Source organism: Ruegeria sp. AI3 (assembly GCF_056541245.1).
The window spans coordinates 64,068-80,402 of record NZ_JBQFYA010000008.1 but is presented as its reverse complement, the minus strand read 5'-3'; the positions used below and the strand labels follow the sequence as shown (position 1 = coordinate 80,402).

Below are 16,335 nucleotides of genomic sequence, written 5' to 3'. Positions count from 1 at the left end.
GTCCAAATAGCTTTGAAAAGCATGCGGTTATTCCTGTGGGGCATTGGCATTTCGACCCGCCATGACGACACTGATCGTATAGGCGGCTTCGGGGCTGAGGCCGGCCAGCACGCCCGCTGCGGCATCGGCGGGCATGCGTGACAGGAAACCGGCCGCAAAGCTGGGATCCATCGTCTCGAACAGGGCGGCGGCATCTTTGGGTTTCATATTTTGGTAGACGTCCGTCAGCCGGGTCAGGTCTGTTTCCGCCGCCTCGTTCGCCAATGCCAGTGTTTCCCGCAAGTCTTCCTCGGCCTGCTGTAGCGCGGCCAAGCGCGTTTCGATGGCCCCATGGGCAATCTCAAGCGCCTTTTCCTTTTCTTCCAGGGCTTCTTCCCGCTGTTTCAGGCGTTTTTCACGGCGCAGAAGTTCGGTCAATAGAACCTGCAGATCCGGACCGGGTTTTGACATCGGAGGCTCATCGGCCTTTGTCGGTTCAACGGTCTTGGCCAATGCGGGCCCGGCTTCCAGCCCAAGGCGAATTGCGGCGGACCCGATCATCAGCAGAGCAATCACCGCCAACACGCCGCCGCGGGGTCGCGCCCTGCCTTTCTGCGGGCCAGAGCGTTTCATTCCGTGGCCTCCACACTCTGCCGTTTGTGCCGGAAGAACATCAAACCTTCCGGTGCTTTGACTAGTTGCTCGGCCTTATTCTCCTCGGACGGCATGTCGTCTGCATCCGAATCCTGAGTGTCAGACGCTCCCTCTGGCTCGGCGGCACCCTCAGCCTCTTCATCCGGCTCTGATGATACGTCCGGCGCGGGCGGTTGAGGCGCGGCATTTTCTTCGGGGATGACGTCATGCATTGAGGCCATCATCAGCTCGAGCCGCTGCGCAACCGATTGCGCGCGTTCCGTCAGCTCTTTCAGTTCATCCCCGGATTGGTCCGAGGCAGCCCGCGCGCTGTCCAGTGACTTTTTCAACTCTTCTGCCTGGGTGGACAGCACCGCAACGGCCCCACCCACGCCTTGTTCCAGATCCGTGAACCGTTTCAGGCGGCGTGACAGGACAAAGCAATACAGACCGGCACCTAGCGCGCCCGCGACCAGCAAAATATCTGCAATAAACTCCAATTTCGCCTCCTAATTCAGAACAAATTCCATCACCAGAACGTCGCGCACACGACCCTCTCCGACGACGATTTCAATGCGACGCAGCAGATGCCCCCGGATACGCACCAGCGCTAAGGAGTCCTCAAGATCCGAAACCTCCAGCGCACGAAGGTATCCGTTCAGCACATCCATGATTCGCGGCTGCATTTTTTCCACATCACTGATGTAGGCCGAGTTAACTTCGAGCTGCGCGTGGAATTTCAGATGTCGCGACTCACCCGCATTCACCGACAGAATCACGGGCGGAAGATCGACGAATCCTACATCCGGCAGGGCCTTGGCCGGTTTGTCTTTTTCAGCATCCATCGATTCCGCCTTTTCGGGTTTAGCCCCAAAGGGCAACAGCCCGGACGTGGTCGCGTAATAGCCGCCGCCCGCCCCGACGAGCGCCAGAATCACCCCGATGATCAGACCCATTTTCCCTGATTTCTTAGGGGCTTCTGCCTCTTCTGCTGTAGCGTCAGTCATGACGTCCTCATTCATTCGATCTGAAGCTGTCATAACCCGGCAGGGACTAACCGATTGTTAAGGGCAATCGTTCAAACAAGGGATGCGCCGGGCAGAATGTCGGCGAGTCGGAGGTGACCGTGCAGCAGATCGGAACTGTCTGGGCAAGTTTGGACAGGCGAAAGCAAATCATAGTCGTCGGCGCGGTTGCGCTGGTGTTTCTGGGGGTTCTCGGGATGTCCCGTCTTGTGACGGCACCCTCGATGACCCTTCTTTATGCAGGGCTGGAAAGTGGGGCCGCGGGCGATATCGTGCGTGCGCTCGATCAGCGCGGCGTCACGTATGAGATCAGGGGCGGCTCGATTTACGTGCCCGGCTCGCAGCGGGATGAGCTGCGCATGACCCTGGCCAGCGAAGGCCTGCCTGCCAATGGCAATCGTGGCTACGAGCTGCTCGATTCGCTCAGCGGGTTTGGCACCACGTCTCAGATGTTCGACGCCGCCTATTGGCGCGCGAAAGAAGGTGAACTGGCGCGTACCATCGTCGGAGGTCCTCATGTCAGTCAGGCGCGAGTGCATATCGCGAATGGCTCGGCCAACCCGTTTCAGCGAAGCGTTGCGCCCACGGCCTCGGTTTATCTGGTTCCATCCGGCGCGCAGATAACGGGCGATCAGGCCAAGGCCATTCGCTTTCTGGTCGCCTCGGCGGTCAGCGGACTTGCGCCGGAGAACGTGACGGTTGTGGATTCGAACGGCGCCGTGATTGGCGGGCAGGACACGGCAGTTGCGGCTGATACCGCGGATGACAAATCCCGTCAGTTGCGCGAACGCGTGCTGCGCCTTGTCGAGGCGCGTGTGGGTACTGGCAACGCAGTAGTTGAGGTCAGCGTCGACACGGTAACCAAGACCGAATCTATCCGCGAACGCCGCTTTGACCCAAAGGGGCGGGTCGCTATCAGTACGGATGTCGAGGAACGGTCGGACAGTGCGCGCAATCAGTCCGGCGATGTGACGGTTGCCTCCAACCTGCCGGATGGTGACGGAGCGGGCGGGGACGAATCGAACTCGAACGCGAGCCAGACCCGCGAGCGCGTGAACTACGAGGTCTCGGAAACGGAGCTTGAGGTTCACAACGCTCCCGGTGCCATCAAGCGGCTGACAGTCGCAGTGTTGGTCAATGGCATCCGGTCGGTAGATGAAAACGGGGCGGAAAGCTTTGAGCCCCTGCCTCAGACCGAGCTTGACGCGCTTGAGGAGCTGGTGGCTTCAGCCGTTGGCTTCGATGCAGCTCGGGGCGATGTAATCACGTTGAAATCGCTTGATCTGCCGGTGGTAGAGCCGCAGGGAACGCTTGTTTCGTCCTCCCTGTGGCAGAATATTCATCTGGACGCGATGTCTTTGATCCAGATGGCTGTGCTTGCGGCGGTTTCGCTGGTTCTGGCCTTGTTCGTCATTCGCCCGGTCCTGATGAAACCGGCGGCAGCCCCAGCTTTGTTGCCTGCAGGTGGTGGTGAAACTCAAGATACCCAGGTTTTGGTCGGTGAGATCGCGCCAGATGAGTCGGCCGAGTTCACGGCTCTGCCAGGACAAGCGCAGTCGGCCGGCGTGCCCGCGCTTGGGTCGGACAGCAACGCAGATCCTGTAGATCGGTTGCGGGCGATGATCGGTGGCAAACAGGAAGAAACGGTCGAAATCCTGCGCAGTTGGCTTGAAGAAGGTGAGGAGCGGGTCTGATGTCGATTGCTCACCTTCTTGAGGATTTCACCGCGCAGGTCGAAGGCGGCAAGCTGCATCTTCTGGATGAAGAGGCGCTAGAGGAACAGCGCCTGGCCGCCTTCGAACAAGGCTACGGGGCCGGATGGGAAGACGCTGTTCAAGCGCAGGAGCAGAACCGGAGCCAGGTTTCGGCAGAACTGGCCAAGGCGTTGGAAGACATGTCCTTTACCTATCACGAAGCGCTGGCACGTATGACCCTGTCGCTGGAGCCGATGTTCCAAAGCCTGGTGAACTTGGTGCTGCCGGATTGTATCGACCGCAGCTTTGCTCACCGCCTGTCGGAACAGCTGCAAGACATGGCACGAACCCAGATCGACCAACCCATCCAGATACTTGTGCCAGGAGGGCGCGCAGCCGAGGTCGAAGATTTGCTTTCATCGGATGTGCCACAGCCCCCGCGTGTGATTGAGGATTCCTCGCTGCAACCCGGACAAGCGCGGCTGCAGGTCGGTATCTCGCGACGCGAGGTGGATTGCGTGGATCTGCTGTCCTCGGTGCAGCAGGCATTTGACTCCTACATGTTTGAGGCGAAAGAGGCTTTGACCCATGACTGATACCCAATCCCAGAAAACCAATCCCTTTGATGCTGTCCCGATCGAAGTCACAGTTTCTGTCGGCCGCGCCCGCCCGTTGATCCGGGACTTGCTGAATATGGGCGAAAATGCGGTGCTGACGCTGGACAAACGGATCGAAGACCCCGTGGATCTATATGTCGGGGATCAACTGGTTGCTCGCGGTCTTCTGGAAGAGATGGAGGGCGATCAGGCTGGTCAACTGGCTGTGCGTCTGACCGAAATCGCGGATTTGCAGAACGGGATCGGCTGATGCGCCTGTGGCTCTGGCTGATTGTGGCGGTGGTGGCTACGCTGCCCTCGCTGGCTGCGGCTCAAGACGTGACCCTGTCGCTTGGGGAAGGTGGGTCCATCTCGGCCCGGACGATCCAGTTGATTTTGCTGATCACCGTTCTCAGCCTTGCGCCCGGGCTGGCGATCATGATCACCTGTTTTCCGTTTCTGATCACGGTTCTCGCGATCCTGCGACAGGGCATCGGGTTGCAGCAATCTCCGCCAAACATGCTGATCGTCAGCCTTGCGCTGTTCCTGACCTATTTCATTATGGAGCCGGTTTTCACCGAAGCCTGGACTATTGGTATTGAGCCTTTGATCCATGAAACGCTTGAGGTTGAAACGGCTCTGGAACGCGCCCTGAACCCGTTCCGAGAGTTCATGGCCGCGCGACTGGATGTTGAGACGTTTCAATCCATAGCCGCTCTGCGCCCCGGAGGCGAGGGGATGGTCCTGTCTCCGGATGCTCCACTTTCAGTTCTGATGCCATCCTTCATGTTGTCTGAAATCGCTCGGGCGTTTCAGATCGGGTTCCTGATTTTCCTGCCTTTTCTGATCATTGACCTAGTTGTGGCTGCCATCTTGATGTCGATGGGCATGATGATGGTGCCGCCTGCAATCGTCTCGCTGCCGTTCAAGCTGGCGTTTTTCGTGATCGCAGATGGATGGGCTTTGATCGCCAGCGCTTTGGTCCGAAGTTACATGCCCTAGAGGGTCCGCGGGCTCGGCGTGGAGCGGGGTACAAGCTTAGTTTTAGTGAGAGCTTTGGAAAGCGGCGCATCAACTTCGGCGCGTGTTAGGTCACAAGGTAAAATGACTTTCTTGTGGGTATAGAAACGAAGACGCCTCCGACGCACAGAGCGCGGAGGCGTTTAAGCACACAAAAAGGCGGTGCTACCCGGTTCTGTTGAGGTCTTTGATAAGCTGGTTCAGGTTGCCTTTCCGCGCATCCAGCATCGCCCCGATTTCGGTACGCTCGGTCAGCAGCAAGTTCACGCCCTCAATGAACATGTTGTAGAACTTGTCGCGACCGGATTTGTCAGAAACCAGGAAGGTCACGTCAAAGGGCGACGATCCCCGCAGCTTGACGGAGGTGCGCACTTCATAGCCGGCTTTGATTCTGCGCGCGTTTCGTACATCCACCTGGCCGCCAATGAATTCGCGGAACCGGCGTCCGTATTTGCGCGAGATATATCCTTGGAACGCCTTGGTGAATTGTCTCAACTGCGCCGGAGAGGCAGAACGGGCGTCTGCCCCAAGCGCATAGCGTGCCATGATCGGAACATCAGCGTATTGCACAAAAATCTTCTCGAAATCACGCAGCATGGCTTTTTCGGATTTGCCCGAGGCGATCACGCGGTTGATATCCGCGACAACACTGTTAACCAGCTGTTTGGCACCCGCCTCGGTCAGGGCCAGAGCGGGCAAGGGCAGGGCAACAATAGCTGCTCCGGCCACAGAGGTTTTCAGGAAATGTCTTCGGTTTAAAGCGTTACTCAGCATAAGGGTCCTCGTAGGGGTCGAGAAGGGGGTCACTAACAGGGTCGGTTCCGGCGTCGGCATATGGATCGTTGTAGAGATCCAAGAAGGCGTCCTCGTCGTCGCGTGCCAATTCGAAGCGGCGGTTTTGCAGGTAGATCAGTCGGGCCTGCGCATAGCTGTCGGCACTTTCGTAGAGAATCGAGTCCACTGTATCAGAAAAACGACCCCGATCCCCCATCCGACGTACGACTTCGGCATAAACCCCCAGATTGTCCGCAGGGCGTACCGGAGTAAAGTTAATCGGGTTCGAGAACAGGTTGATAACGACACCTACAGCGTCACGGGTGGTCGATGGGCCATAGAACGGCAGTTCAACATAGGCGCCTTCCCCAACACCCCAGACGTGCAGGGTTTCGCCGAAATCAGTATCGACGGGGGGCAGGTTCAACTCATCCGCCGGGGCCGACAGGCCAAAGCCACCGACGGTCATGTTGATCACGAACCGCAACAAGGCGTTGCCCATTTGCTTGGGGTTTCCCTGAAGTAGGTAATCCACCGCCTGACCGGGCAGAGAGATGTTTTCCGCAAAGGTACTGAAGCTGGTCACCATCGGATCAGGGACGATCTTCACATAGCCTTTTGAGGCGGGGCGAAACAAAAACCTGTCGACGCCAAGGTTGAACTTGTGAATGCCCCTGTTGGCGTTCTCATAGGGGTCGAAAATCTCACCCCGGGCAGCCTGTTCCGGGGGTTGCGTCGCACAGGCCGACAACACAGCCATAAGTGACAGAACAACAAGATGTTTGAAGCCAAATTTGCTCAACACGGTCTTAGCTACTCCAATACGGCCCGGCACGACGCTTGGGCGATCAATCAATACCTGCGTGTCCAACCGACACAAGTTGTTGTCACATAGAGGTTTCAGAGCTTGAATGAAACACATAGCGTTAAACCCGGTAAATCAACGAAGGTAAAGTGACACGACTTCAACAGTTCGAAATAGGACAGGATACGCCCACTGAACGCGACGGTCAGAAAAATCGGTTTCCGGCTTTCCCAGCGGCATTATCCCGGTTAGCGTCCGCCCGAGTCGATTTTGGGTGAGGACAATCACATGAGCATCTCGGAAAAACTGCAAAGTCTGGGCGTATCGCTGCCAGACGCACCGGCCCCTGCCGCCAACTATGTGCCTTTCGTTCGCGTGGGCAATATCGTCTATGTCTCGGGTCAGATTTCCAAAGCGGACGACCTGATCACCGGCAAATTGGGCGATGACATGGACGTCGACGCGGGTGCGGCGGCAGCAAAGGTCTGTGCGATCAACTTGCTGGCTCAGGTCAAAGCGGCCTGTGACGGGGATATCGAGAAGCTGGTGCGGGTGATCAAGCTGACCGGTTTTGTGAACTCGACCGCTGATTTCACCGCGCAGCCGCAGGTAGTCAACGGAGCATCCGATTTCCTGGTTGAGGCGCTGGGCGACGCGGGTCGTCATTCCCGCTCGGCGGTTAGTGCTGCATCGCTGCCGCTGGGTGTTGCTGTCGAAATCGAAGGTATTTTCGAAGTCCAATGACACCTGCTCTGCCGCCTGTGTTCTTTGAGGCCCCGATCTCGCACCGGGCGCTGCATGACAAAACAGATAACCGCCCGGAAAACAGCCGGGCGGCCATTCGTGCCGCGATCGAGGCCGGCTACGGGATCGAGATTGACCTGCAACGGACCTCGGACAACCGTGCGATGGTGTTTCATGACTACGACATGGCGCGTCTGACCGGGCAGTCTGGACCGATCCAGCAGGTCTCGGCCGCGCAGGCGCAGGCCACGCAGCTGCTGCACGCCGAGGATGGCATTCCCACCCTCGACGATGTGCTTGAGATGGTCGCGGGCAAAGTCCCGCTGCTGATCGAGCTCAAGGATCAGGATGGAGCCATGGGCACCAATGTCGGCCCGCTCGAGGCGGATGCCGTGCGAGCGCTACAAGGTTACGACGGTCCGGTGGCGCTGATGTCGTTCAATCCCAACAGCGTGGCCGAGTTGGCCCGTCTGGCCCCGCATCTGCCACGTGGGATCGTGACTTGTTCCTATAAGCCGAGTGTCGAGCTGCTGCCGCAATCGGTGTGCGATCACCTGCGCGATGTTCCCGATTTCGACCGGGTTGGGGCCAGTTTCATCAGCCACGAGGTTCATGATCTGGACCGTCCGCGCGTGGCCGAGCTGAAAGCGCGCGGTGTGCCGATCCTGTGTTGGACGGTAAAGTCGCCTGAACAAGAGGCAGAGGCCCGCGCCGTTGCCGACAATGTGACCTTTGAGGGGTATCTGGCCAAGCATCCGGGTTGAACCTGCCGCACCTCGTCACAGATAAAGACCAGACGCGGAGGGCACATGGATCAGGCGCAGATCGAAATTCAAATACTTGGATCACTCTCGCAAATCTCTGCGGCCGAGTGGGATGCCTGCGCTTGCCCCGAAACAGCAGATGGCGGGCGTCCGCTGGATCCCTTTACCACGCATCGGTTTTTGCTGGCTCTGGAAAACAGCGGCTCGGTTGGGCGAGGCACCGGGTGGCAGCCTCAATACCTGACGGCCTATCTGGATGGGATGCTGATCGCGTCGGCCCCGATGTATGCCAAATCGCACAGTCAGGGAGAGTACATCTTCGACCACAGCTGGGCCCATGCGTACGAAAACGCGGGCGGGCGGTACTATCCCAAACTACAGATTGCGGCCCCTTTCACGCCCGCCACCGGGCGGCGCTTTCTGATGCGTCCGGGATATGAAGGGATTGGGATGCCTGCGCTGGTCCAAGGCGCTGTGCAACTGGCGGCAGACAATCAGGTCTCGTCGCTTCACGCGACCTTCTGCACCGAAGACGAGGCGTTGGCGGGTGAGCAGATGGGCCTGATGCTGCGAAGCTCGCAGCAGTTTCATTGGTTGAATGACGATTACGCGGATTTCGACGGTTTTCTGGCCGCGCTGTCCTCGCGCAAGCGCAAGAACATCCGCAAGGAGCGCGCTCAGGCCAACGCATTCGGTGGTGAGATCCTCACCCTGACCGGCGATGACCTGCGGCCCGAGCATTGGGATGCCTTCTGGCGGTTCTATCAGGACACCGGCGCGCGCAAATGGGGCTCACCTTACCTGACGCGCCAGTTCTTCGATATCGCGCAGGAGACGATGGCCGGTGATATGGCTTTGGTGCTGGCAGAACGCGATGGGTATCCCATTGCGGGGGCGCTGAATTTCATCGGGCGTGAGACGCTCTATGGTCGTTATTGGGGCTGTGTGGAACATCATGCCTGCCTGCATTTCGAGCTGTGCTATTATAGGGCCATCGACTTTGCCATCGCGCATGGCATGCAAAGGGTCGAAGCCGGAGCGCAAGGTGAACACAAGCTTGCACGTGGCTACCTGCCAACGCGCACGCACAGCCTTCATTGGATAGCCGATCCGGGATTCGCCGATGCCGTCAAAAAATATCTGGACGCCGAAGGCCGCGCGGTGGGAGAAGAGATTGAGATTCTGACGGATTACGGCCCGTTCAGAAAATCGAACCCGGAGGAACAGCAATGACCGAGCTTTTGTCGACCGAGACCCGTGGCCCCCTTCTTGATCCGCTGTTCAATAATGGCTGGACCATGGTTGAAGGCCGGGATGCGATCACCAAAACGTTCATCTTTGACAATTTCGTCGCGGCCTTTGGATGGATGACCCAAGTGGCGATCTGGGCCGAAAAATGGAACCACCACCCCGAATGGTCCAACGTCTACCGCACGGTCGAAGTGGTGCTCTCCACTCATGACGTCGGCGGGTTGTCTTCGCTGGATGCGAAACTGGCGCGCAAAATGGACGGACTGGTCTAGTCGCGATCCTGTCCGGACCCAATTCCGCCAGCCAAGGATGCCGTGATCGCCATCTGGCGGAACTCATCCGGCGTGACCGTGCCACTACTGACGTCGATATTGCCCGGAATGCGGGTCGTTTTGTTGCCTATAGACCGGACACTGCGCGCCGCTGGGTTGATGTCCAGACACCGCCTCTCATAGCAGGTCAGCCCGCTGGTGTTGATCTGGATGCGGGTCTGCCCGTCGGGACCGGTCACAACCGGGGCCTGTGGTACGTCACAAGCCGCCAATACGGCCAGCGCGCCGATCCAGATCCATCTGTTCATCTCACCCTCCGGGGTTAGTCCAACCGGCCGTTTCCATCCTTGTCCGCAGAGTCGAAATCGTTGCTCATCTGCGCATCGTATTCCGCTCTTGAGATAAGGCTGTCGCCGTTCCGGTCAACGTCCTGAAATTGCTCTATGTCGAGGAACGGTTTGGCCTCGGACAGGCCGAGCGTGCCGTTCTTGTCTTCGTCCATCGCCTGAAAGGCGTAGTCTGAAAAGGCATTGAACTCGTCCTTGGACAGAAAGCCATCGTGGTTCGAGTCGATGGCTGTCAGCTCTTTTTCATTCAACTCTGCCACGTCGTCCGCAGCTGCGGCACTGGCTATCACAAGCGCGGCGATACAGATTACTCGTTTCATAGCTGTCCCCCTCAACATGCGAATCTTGCGCCACTGATACTTCCGGTAGCCGCACCTGCACCAGTCAGAATGGACTTGCCTGAACCGCCTCCGAACTGATTGCCGATTGCGCCTCCGATCAACGCACCACCCAAGGTGCCGCTCAGGCAGGCGATTTCATGTTGCCGTGCCGCTTGTTGCTGTGGTGTCGGGGCCGGGCCGCAAGCTGCAAGAACGCCTGCGCCGCCCAGAATGAGTGAAATGGCTTTGAGATACATAAACATACTCCCCAGCTATGTGCCTTTGATAATCGCACACTGGGGCGTTGTATCAAGTTAAATAGGGTTAGGACGGCCCCGGTTTAGCCGGGGCCGAACAGCGTCAGATTACTTCGAGCAAGCCTTCACCGGCTGAAATCTCGCAAGCGCCGGGGCTTTCTTCCAGGTTTAGCGCAGTGACCTTGCCGTCTTCGACCAGCATCGCGTAACGCTGCGAACGTGCCAGCAGCCCGGCTGGTGGGGCGTCGAAATCCATGCCGATGGCCTTAGTGAACTCAGACGCGGCGTCGCCCAGCAGGGTCAGGCCGGCCTCGGTTGCGCCGGTCGCTTCGCCCCAGGCTTTCATCACGAAGGGGTCGTTGACGGAAATGCAGATGATCTCATCCACGCCCTTGGCGTCGAACTGATCTTTGGTGCGCATAAAGCTGGGCACATGGGCTGAGTGACAGGTTGGCGTAAACGCGCCGGGAACAGCAAAGATCACCACTTTGCGGCCCGAGGTTTTGTCTGAAATCCGAACCTCTTCGGGGCCTTCCGCACCCATTTGGGTCAGCGTGGCGTCGGGCAGCATCTCACCTGTTGTAATCATTTATCAGCTCCTGTCGTTTGGATTTGCAGAGTCGGGCTATGCCGCAATATAGGTGGTCGGACAAAAGTAACCATGAGAATTCGACAGGGTGTGATGAACATGAGCCATATTGTCGTGATCGGCGCCGGGCAGGCCGGATCGTCGCTTGTTGCGAAACTGCGCAAGGATGGGTTTGAAGGGGATATCACCCTGATCGGGGCCGAGCCGCATCTGCCCTATCAGCGCCCGCCCTTGTCCAAGGCCTATCTGCTGGGCGAGATGGAGCTGGAGCGTCTGTTTTTGCGCCCCGAAAGCTTCTACGCCGACAACAACATCACCCTGCGTCTGGGGCAGCGTGTTACTGCAATTGACCCCAAGGCCAAGACCGTGACCGTGGGGGATGAGGTCATCTCCTATGACGAACTGGCGCTGACCACCGGGTCGGATCCGCGCTATCTGCCTGCCTCTATCGGCGGTGATCTTCAGGGCGTTCATGTGGTGCGCGATCTGGCTCATATCGACGAGATGGAGCCTCGGGTCACTGAAGGCGCGCGCGCTCTGATCGTCGGGGGCGGCTATATCGGGCTTGAGGCCGCAGCCGTATGCGCTAAGCGCGGGGTCAAGGTGACGCTTGTAGAAATGGCCGAGCGTATCCTGCAACGCGTCGCCGCCAAGGAAACCAGCGACTATTTCCGCGCGCTGCATTCGGGTCATGGAGCGGACATCCGCGAGGGCGTGGGCCTTGATCGTCTGATCGGTGAAAACGGCAAGGTGGTCGGCGCGGTTCTGACAGATGGAACCGAAATCGAGGTTGAATTTGTGGTCGTCGGCGTGGGCATCGCGCCGTCCACCCAACTGGCCGAGTTGGCTGGGCTTGAACTGGACAACGGCATCAAAACCGACGCGCATGGCCGCACATCTGATCCGTCGATTTGGGCGGCAGGGGATTGCGCCTCCTTCCCGCATGGCGCGGGGCGTATTCGTTTGGAAAGCGTGCCTAATGCAATCGATCAGGCTGAGATCGTGGCTCAGAACATGCTGGGGGCTGCCAAGGACTATACAGCAACGCCGTGGTTCTGGTCAGATCAGTATGACGTGAAACTGCAGATCGCAGGTCTGAATACGGGTTATGATCAGGTTGTCACCCGTCAGGGCGAAGGTCAGACCGTGTCGTTCTGGTACTACAAGGGTGACCAGCTGATTGCAGTCGACGCGATGAACGACCCGCGCGCCTATATGGTTGGCAAGCGCCTGATCGACGCGGGCAAAACCGCTGATCCTGCCGTGGTGGCCGATCCGGCTGCGGATCTGAAACCGTTGCTCAAAGCGTGAGGATCATCGCCGGAGAGTTCCGGGGTCGTGCCTTGGCCTCGGTCGGCAAAGGGGATGCGGGTGCCCATTTGCGTCCCACCACCGACCGAGTGCGTGAAAGCCTGTTCAACGTCCTGAGCCATCAGATCGATTTTGACGGTCTGCGTGTATTGGACCTGTTCGCAGGCACCGGCGCGCTGGGGCTTGAGGCTCTGTCGCGCGGTGCCGACCACGTCACCTTTGTGGATGACGGGCGTGTGGCGCAGGGCCTGATCCGCAAGAATATCGACCTGACCCGCAGCGCTGACCGGACCGATGTGATCCGCCGGGATGCGACGCGTTTGGGTGAAAACCCCAATGCGCCCTACGACCTGATCTTTCTGGACCCGCCTTACGGCAAATCTCTGGGCCAAAAAGCGCTGGCTAAGGCGACCGAGGCTGGATGGATCGCTGAGGGGGCGTTTATCGTATGGGAAGAAAACGCCACGATGCAGGCACCGGATGGATTCCAGTTGTTGGACAGTCGAAAATACGGCGACACGCATATCTCACTGATGCTTCAATCACTTGATCATGTGGGTTGATCCTGACCGTCCTAATTCGTTTTAAAATTGAATGTGGGCGGCCAGTAATTTGACGCATCTCCGCCAAAATTGCGGCCAATTTCGCCTCTACGCGCCGTGGAAACGCGGAACAACCCTTAAAGGACTCTCTATGCTTTTCAGAGCTGCCCTGACCTCGGCCATCGTGCTGAGCTCCTCCCCTGTTGTTGCAGGGCAAACAAAACTCGATGCGAATGATTTTATGGCCAATTGCACCTCGTCTGTGGATCAATCAAGCGTGACGTTGGCCCGTTCGGGCGGGTCCAACAAAGGGCACATCACTGTCGGAGATCTGCAGGGCGAGGCGGACATTCTGCCGGGATTGGACAACCTAACGTTTTTGCTGATTCAGGATGGTCAGGTCGTCAACTTTGCCGTTGATCTTGTGAGTCTCGAATATGACATGATGATCAAAGGCACTTCACAGCGTTTTGACAGGGGCAGCTGTACGCCGTCGTGATCCGGTTTTGAGGCGCGGGCCGGTTTGTGCTAGGCTCACGGGATGGACCGCGCCCTACCACCCTTGTTCTGGGGTTTGGCTCAGGACACTGACACAGAAACCGGCCCGCCGCGCAAACCTGCACGCGCGCCGGTCTTCATCCACGACGCGATCACGCCGTGGGGGGCTGAGACGATGCTGCTGAAGCTGCTACGGGATCAGGTTGCCGATCACGAAGAATAGGTCGGGTGGTATTTGCCACCGGGCGACAGGGTAAAGATCTCGACCCCATTTGCGGTTACACCGACCGAATGTTCGAACTGCGCCGAGAGCGACTTGTCGCGGGTCACGGCCGTCCAGTCATCGGCCAGCGTTTTGGTCTCGGGGCGGCCCAGATTGACCATCGGTTCGATTGTGAAGAACATCCCCTCTTCCAGAACGGAGCCGGTGCCGGGGCGACCATAGTGCAGCACATTCGGCGGCGCGTGGAACACGCGGCCCAGCCCGTGGCCGCAGAAATCGCGGACAACGCTCATGCGGTGTGCCTCGACATAGGACTGGATCGCATGGCCGATATCGCCGAACGTGTTGCCCGGTTTGACCATCTCGATCCCTTTGAACAGGGCATCATGGGTGACCTGAATCAGACGCTCGGCCTTGCGTGGCAGTTTGCCTGCGACATACATCCGCGAGGTATCGCCGAACCAGCCGTCCACGATGACGGTGACGTCGATGTTCAGGATATCCCCGTCCTTGAGCTTTTTGTCACCGGGAATGCCGTGGCAGACCACGTGGTTCACGCTGATACAGCTGGCGTGTTGATAGCCTTTGTAGCCAATGGTGGCCGACGTCGCGCCCGCGTCCTCGACCATCTGGGTGATGATCCCGTCGATCGCGCCGGTGGTTTGGCCGGGGAAGACATGTTGCGCGATGTCATCCAGTATCTGCGCAGCCAAAGCCCCTGCCGCATGCATGCCGGCAAAGTCACCTTGTTCGTAAATGCGGATACCGTCCTTGGTCAGGCGGCCACGGTGTTCTTTCATGGATGCGAGGCTCCAAATGTTTCGCGCAATGTTCTATTTACGCTGCTTGTGCAGAAAGTTCCAGAGGGTCCAGCGTCGCAGGATCAAGAGCAAAGCGGCCGGTGGATGTATCTCAGGTGGACCTGTAGGGCGTTATCAACTAGCACGGACTTATTTTAGCCGGATGCCACAACAATAGAAGGGCAGTCAGATGCAGAAAGCCGACCAGCTGAGGGCCGAGATTGCCACCATTAGTGAAATGCTCAAGACCGGGCGCGCGGACCGGGCGTTGAAGCGAGCGATCAAGGCGGGCAAGAAGTGGCCCAAGATGCCCGCATTGCCGCAGATGGCAGGTCTTGCATGCATTCACCAAGGGGATTTCAAACAGGCACAGACCCATCTGGAGCGCGCCTGGAAGATGGAGCCGGAGAACCCCGACCTGATCCAGAATTTCGGGCTGAGCCTTGTTCAGGGTGGTGATTCTGACAAAGCGCTGATCCTGATGAACAAAATAGCGGCCAAATCTCCTCTGACCCCGCCACAAATCTACGTTCGCGCCATGGCCCTGTTGCGTGAGCGTCAGTTGCGTGAGGCGTTGGCCGATATCGACGAGGTGCTGCGTCACCAACCCGGCAATCTTCAGGCCCATTGCCTGAAGGCTGATATTATGGATGGAATGCACAAGTGGGATCAGGCTATTGCTGTCTTGTCCGCCGTGGTCGAAAAACACCCGAAATTCCACTATGGTCAACTGCGGCTGGCCAAGGGTCTGGTCGGTTTGGGGCGTATGTCTGAGGCGCTGACCCATGGCCGCGCCGCTTTTGCGCTGGCGCCTGAGGATCCCGAAACGCTGGAATTCTTCTCAACTCTGCCGAACCTGTCGGCTGAGGATCGGATGGAACTGCAGGCGCGGGTCTCACATTTGCTTGAGGCGGGCAATGCCAACCGGGAAGCTGCGGCCATGGTGCATTTCGCCGCCGCGAGCCTTGCGAAACAGGAGGGCGATACCGCGACCGAGATGCTCCAGCTGCGCAAGGCGCATGATCAGTTGCAGCATGGGTTCAAAAGCTGGGAAACCCGGGCCGAGAAAGCCTGCCGCCAGCGTCTGAGCGCGCCTCTGCCCGCCCCCGCTTCAGCGCCGCGCGCCGATATCCCGCGCCCGGTATTCGTGGTCGGCTTGCCGCGCTCGGGCACCACTCTGATCGAACGGATTCTGGCCTCACACTCCACCGTTCAGGGGCTGGGAGAGTTGGCGGGCGTGCATCATTGGGCCCGCAAGGTCGAAAGCCAGCCGGGTGCTGGAAGTGACGCGCAGACGCTGGCGGATTACTACGCAGACAATTTGCCCCAGACCGCAGAAGGAACGCGCGCCTTTGTCGACAAGGCGCCGGGGAACTATGCGTTTCTGGGGCCGATTACGCAGGCCTTCCCGAACGCAGTGATCCTGAATGTCATGCGCGATCCGCGCGATGTGGCGCTGTCGATGTGGCGCACGCATTTTGGGGCGGGTGGTCTGTATTACACGCATGATCTGGGCTGGATGGCGGCCGAGGCGAACCGCTATCGCCGCTATATGCAGCACTGGCATGCCGTACTTCCGGGACGCATCCATGACATAAGTTACGAACATCTGGTGAATAATCTCGAGGACGGTGCCAAGGAACTGGCCCAGTTCTGCGACCTGTCTTTTGAACAGGCGATGCTGTCGCCCGACAAATCCTCGGACGCGATCAGAACGGCCAGTAACCTTCAGGCGCGGAGACCGGTCAACACCGCCTCGGTCGGGGGGTGGCAGGCCGTGGCCGATCACTTCGCACCGTTTGTGAAAGGGTTGGACGCGGAACTTTGGCCCGAAATTCGCAGCTAGAGGTTCAAATTCCGTTGATCATCCCGCCAGCGCGTGGCCATCCGC

The 16,335-nt window shown here is 58.7% G+C and carries 23 protein-coding genes; 13 read left to right on the top strand and 10 right to left on the bottom strand.

All coding sequences use genetic code 11. The features are described 5' to 3' along the window. Nucleotides 1-27: 27 nt before the first annotated feature. From ACRZ95_RS13325 to ACRZ95_RS13315, 3 genes are read right to left on the bottom strand one after another with little or no spacing between them, the layout of a single operon-like run. Nucleotides 28-612 (bottom strand): MotE family protein, encoded by a 585-nt coding sequence (locus tag ACRZ95_RS13325; protein ID WP_170679467.1) that lies wholly within the window; start codon nucleotides 610-612, stop codon nucleotides 28-30. Continuing rightward, a complete protein-coding gene (locus tag ACRZ95_RS13320; protein WP_170679465.1) occupies nucleotides 609-1,112 on the bottom strand; it encodes a DUF6468 domain-containing protein in 504 nt (167 codons plus the stop codon). Before ACRZ95_RS13320 ends, ACRZ95_RS13325 begins: the two co-directional genes overlap by 4 nt. A 9-nt stretch (nucleotides 1,113-1,121) precedes the next feature. Next, a complete protein-coding gene (locus ACRZ95_RS13315) occupies nucleotides 1,122-1,619 on the bottom strand; it encodes a flagellar basal body-associated FliL family protein (protein WP_170492883.1) in 498 nt (165 codons plus the stop codon). A gap of 119 nt (nucleotides 1,620-1,738) precedes the next feature. On the opposite strand from ACRZ95_RS13315, the gene fliF reads away from it, so the two are divergent. From fliF to fliP, 4 genes are read left to right on the top strand one after another with little or no spacing between them, the layout of a single operon-like run. Beyond that, complete coding sequence (gene fliF / locus ACRZ95_RS13310; protein ID WP_170679463.1) at nucleotides 1,739-3,331, top strand: flagellar basal-body MS-ring/collar protein FliF; 1,593 nt, start codon at nucleotides 1,739-1,741, stop codon at nucleotides 3,329-3,331. Further along, complete coding sequence (locus ACRZ95_RS13305; RefSeq protein ID WP_170472997.1) at nucleotides 3,331-3,927, top strand: ABC transporter ATP-binding protein; 597 nt, start codon at nucleotides 3,331-3,333, stop codon at nucleotides 3,925-3,927. The genes fliF and ACRZ95_RS13305 overlap by 1 nt, the downstream gene beginning before the upstream one ends. Next, on the top strand, nucleotides 3,920-4,198 hold the full coding sequence (locus ACRZ95_RS13300) for a FliM/FliN family flagellar motor C-terminal domain-containing protein (RefSeq protein WP_170459591.1): 279 nt from the start codon (nucleotides 3,920-3,922) through the stop codon (nucleotides 4,196-4,198). The genes ACRZ95_RS13305 and ACRZ95_RS13300 overlap by 8 nt, the downstream gene beginning before the upstream one ends. Next, nucleotides 4,198-4,929 carry a flagellar type III secretion system pore protein FliP gene (gene fliP, locus ACRZ95_RS13295; protein ID WP_170679461.1) on the top strand — a complete coding sequence of 244 codons (732 nt, stop codon included), beginning with the start codon at nucleotides 4,198-4,200 and terminating at the stop codon, nucleotides 4,927-4,929. Before ACRZ95_RS13300 ends, fliP begins: the two co-directional genes overlap by 1 nt. Before the next feature lie 183 nt (nucleotides 4,930-5,112). On the opposite strand, the gene ACRZ95_RS13290 is transcribed toward fliP, so the two are convergent. Then, nucleotides 5,113-5,721, bottom strand: a complete 609-nt coding sequence (locus ACRZ95_RS13290; protein ID WP_170379430.1) for an ABC transporter substrate-binding protein — start codon at nucleotides 5,719-5,721, stop codon at nucleotides 5,113-5,115. Then, a complete protein-coding gene (locus ACRZ95_RS13285; protein ID WP_170473255.1) occupies nucleotides 5,711-6,481 on the bottom strand; it encodes an MlaA family lipoprotein in 771 nt (256 codons plus the stop codon). The genes ACRZ95_RS13290 and ACRZ95_RS13285 overlap by 11 nt, the downstream gene beginning before the upstream one ends. A gap of 333 nt (nucleotides 6,482-6,814) precedes the next feature. On the opposite strand from ACRZ95_RS13285, the gene ACRZ95_RS13280 reads away from it, so the two are divergent. The 4 genes from ACRZ95_RS13280 to ACRZ95_RS13265 are packed head-to-tail and all read left to right on the top strand — an operon-like array spanning nucleotide 6,815 to nucleotide 9,557. Then, nucleotides 6,815-7,270, top strand: a complete 456-nt coding sequence (locus ACRZ95_RS13280) for a RidA family protein (RefSeq protein ID WP_170679458.1) — start codon at nucleotides 6,815-6,817, stop codon at nucleotides 7,268-7,270. Continuing rightward, nucleotides 7,267-8,034: a glycerophosphodiester phosphodiesterase family protein gene (locus ACRZ95_RS13275; protein ID WP_170679456.1), complete on the top strand. Its 768-nt coding sequence runs from the start codon at nucleotides 7,267-7,269 to the stop codon at nucleotides 8,032-8,034. The genes ACRZ95_RS13280 and ACRZ95_RS13275 overlap by 4 nt, the downstream gene beginning before the upstream one ends. Before the next feature lie 45 nt (nucleotides 8,035-8,079). Continuing rightward, the gene (locus tag ACRZ95_RS13270) at nucleotides 8,080-9,267 is read left to right on the top strand and encodes a GNAT family N-acetyltransferase (protein WP_170679454.1); all 1,188 of its coding nucleotides are present in this window, start codon (nucleotides 8,080-8,082) and stop codon (nucleotides 9,265-9,267) included. After that, on the top strand, nucleotides 9,264-9,557 hold the full coding sequence (locus ACRZ95_RS13265) for a 4a-hydroxytetrahydrobiopterin dehydratase (RefSeq protein WP_170379422.1): 294 nt from the start codon (nucleotides 9,264-9,266) through the stop codon (nucleotides 9,555-9,557). Before ACRZ95_RS13270 ends, ACRZ95_RS13265 begins: the two co-directional genes overlap by 4 nt. Here the strand turns inward: ACRZ95_RS13265 and ACRZ95_RS13260 are convergent. The 4 genes from ACRZ95_RS13260 to ACRZ95_RS13245 all read right to left on the bottom strand — a co-directional run bounded on the left by ACRZ95_RS13260 (nucleotide 9,554) and on the right by ACRZ95_RS13245 (nucleotide 11,070). After that, nucleotides 9,554-9,865, bottom strand: a complete 312-nt coding sequence (locus tag ACRZ95_RS13260; RefSeq protein WP_170679452.1) for a hypothetical protein — start codon at nucleotides 9,863-9,865, stop codon at nucleotides 9,554-9,556. The genes ACRZ95_RS13265 and ACRZ95_RS13260 overlap by 4 nt on opposite strands. 14 nt (nucleotides 9,866-9,879) lie before the next feature. Beyond that, nucleotides 9,880-10,224, bottom strand: a complete 345-nt coding sequence (locus ACRZ95_RS13255; RefSeq protein WP_480555046.1) for an EF-hand domain-containing protein — start codon at nucleotides 10,222-10,224, stop codon at nucleotides 9,880-9,882. A gap of 11 nt (nucleotides 10,225-10,235) precedes the next feature. Continuing rightward, on the bottom strand, nucleotides 10,236-10,481 hold the full coding sequence (locus tag ACRZ95_RS13250; protein WP_170679448.1) for a glycine zipper 2TM domain-containing protein: 246 nt from the start codon (nucleotides 10,479-10,481) through the stop codon (nucleotides 10,236-10,238). 103 nt (nucleotides 10,482-10,584) lie between these two features. After that, nucleotides 10,585-11,070, bottom strand: a complete 486-nt coding sequence (locus ACRZ95_RS13245) for a peroxiredoxin family protein (protein WP_170679446.1) — start codon at nucleotides 11,068-11,070, stop codon at nucleotides 10,585-10,587. Between the two features lie 99 nt (nucleotides 11,071-11,169). On the opposite strand from ACRZ95_RS13245, the gene ACRZ95_RS13240 reads away from it, so the two are divergent. The 4 genes from ACRZ95_RS13240 (at nucleotide 11,170) to ACRZ95_RS13225 (ending at nucleotide 13,644) form a co-directional block, all read left to right on the top strand. Next, complete coding sequence (locus ACRZ95_RS13240; RefSeq protein ID WP_170679688.1) at nucleotides 11,170-12,381, top strand: NAD(P)/FAD-dependent oxidoreductase; 1,212 nt, start codon at nucleotides 11,170-11,172, stop codon at nucleotides 12,379-12,381. Beyond that, entirely contained in the window at nucleotides 12,378-12,944 is a 567-nt protein-coding gene (rsmD, locus tag ACRZ95_RS13235; protein ID WP_170679444.1) for a 16S rRNA (guanine(966)-N(2))-methyltransferase RsmD, read from the top strand. Before ACRZ95_RS13240 ends, rsmD begins: the two co-directional genes overlap by 4 nt. A 130-nt stretch (nucleotides 12,945-13,074) precedes the next feature. Continuing rightward, nucleotides 13,075-13,422, top strand: a complete 348-nt coding sequence (locus ACRZ95_RS13230) for a hypothetical protein (RefSeq protein ID WP_170679442.1) — start codon at nucleotides 13,075-13,077, stop codon at nucleotides 13,420-13,422. A 42-nt stretch (nucleotides 13,423-13,464) separates the two neighbouring features. Further along, nucleotides 13,465-13,644, top strand: coding sequence for a hypothetical protein (locus ACRZ95_RS13225; protein WP_170679440.1), 180 nt, complete (start codon nucleotides 13,465-13,467; stop codon nucleotides 13,642-13,644). On the opposite strand, the gene map is transcribed toward ACRZ95_RS13225, so the two are convergent. Then, nucleotides 13,632-14,444 (bottom strand): type I methionyl aminopeptidase, encoded by an 813-nt coding sequence (gene map / locus ACRZ95_RS13220; RefSeq protein ID WP_170679438.1) that lies wholly within the window; start codon nucleotides 14,442-14,444, stop codon nucleotides 13,632-13,634. The genes ACRZ95_RS13225 and map overlap by 13 nt on opposite strands. 190 nt (nucleotides 14,445-14,634) lie before the next feature. On the opposite strand from map, the gene ACRZ95_RS13215 reads away from it, so the two are divergent. Beyond that, a complete protein-coding gene (locus ACRZ95_RS13215) occupies nucleotides 14,635-16,290 on the top strand; it encodes a tetratricopeptide repeat-containing sulfotransferase family protein (protein ID WP_480555043.1) in 1,656 nt (551 codons plus the stop codon). Nucleotides 16,291-16,335: the final 45 nt, after the last annotated feature.

Coding starts and splice junctions, on each gene's coding strand:
- ACRZ95_RS13260 (WP_170679452.1), bottom strand. CDS start 9,865: ATGAACAGATGGATCTGGATCGGCGCGCTGGCCGTATTGGCGGCTTGT.
- ACRZ95_RS13325 (WP_170679467.1), bottom strand. CDS start 612: ATGAAACGCTCTGGCCCGCAGAAAGGCAGGGCGCGACCCCGCGGCGGC.
- ACRZ95_RS13240 (WP_170679688.1), top strand. CDS start 11,170: ATGAGCCATATTGTCGTGATCGGCGCCGGGCAGGCCGGATCGTCGCTT.
- map (WP_170679438.1), bottom strand. CDS start 14,444: ATGAAAGAACACCGTGGCCGCCTGACCAAGGACGGTATCCGCATTTAC.
- ACRZ95_RS13300 (WP_170459591.1), top strand. CDS start 3,920: ATGACTGATACCCAATCCCAGAAAACCAATCCCTTTGATGCTGTCCCG.
- ACRZ95_RS13250 (WP_170679448.1), bottom strand. CDS start 10,481: ATGTATCTCAAAGCCATTTCACTCATTCTGGGCGGCGCAGGCGTTCTT.
- ACRZ95_RS13315 (WP_170492883.1), bottom strand. CDS start 1,619: ATGACTGACGCTACAGCAGAAGAGGCAGAAGCCCCTAAGAAATCAGGG.
- ACRZ95_RS13230 (WP_170679442.1), top strand. CDS start 13,075: ATGCTTTTCAGAGCTGCCCTGACCTCGGCCATCGTGCTGAGCTCCTCC.
- ACRZ95_RS13245 (WP_170679446.1), bottom strand. CDS start 11,070: ATGATTACAACAGGTGAGATGCTGCCCGACGCCACGCTGACCCAAATG.
- ACRZ95_RS13280 (WP_170679458.1), top strand. CDS start 6,815: ATGAGCATCTCGGAAAAACTGCAAAGTCTGGGCGTATCGCTGCCAGAC.
- ACRZ95_RS13255 (WP_480555046.1), bottom strand. CDS start 10,224: ATGAAACGAGTAATCTGTATCGCCGCGCTTGTGATAGCCAGTGCCGCA.
- ACRZ95_RS13285 (WP_170473255.1), bottom strand. CDS start 6,481: ATGGCTGTGTTGTCGGCCTGTGCGACGCAACCCCCGGAACAGGCTGCC.
- ACRZ95_RS13215 (WP_480555043.1), top strand. CDS start 14,635: ATGCAGAAAGCCGACCAGCTGAGGGCCGAGATTGCCACCATTAGTGAA.
- ACRZ95_RS13270 (WP_170679454.1), top strand. CDS start 8,080: ATGGATCAGGCGCAGATCGAAATTCAAATACTTGGATCACTCTCGCAA.
- ACRZ95_RS13275 (WP_170679456.1), top strand. CDS start 7,267: ATGACACCTGCTCTGCCGCCTGTGTTCTTTGAGGCCCCGATCTCGCAC.
- ACRZ95_RS13265 (WP_170379422.1), top strand. CDS start 9,264: ATGACCGAGCTTTTGTCGACCGAGACCCGTGGCCCCCTTCTTGATCCG.
- ACRZ95_RS13290 (WP_170379430.1), bottom strand. CDS start 5,721: ATGCTGAGTAACGCTTTAAACCGAAGACATTTCCTGAAAACCTCTGTG.
- fliP (WP_170679461.1), top strand. CDS start 4,198: ATGCGCCTGTGGCTCTGGCTGATTGTGGCGGTGGTGGCTACGCTGCCC.
- ACRZ95_RS13225 (WP_170679440.1), top strand. CDS start 13,465: ATGGACCGCGCCCTACCACCCTTGTTCTGGGGTTTGGCTCAGGACACT.
- ACRZ95_RS13305 (WP_170472997.1), top strand. CDS start 3,331: ATGTCGATTGCTCACCTTCTTGAGGATTTCACCGCGCAGGTCGAAGGC.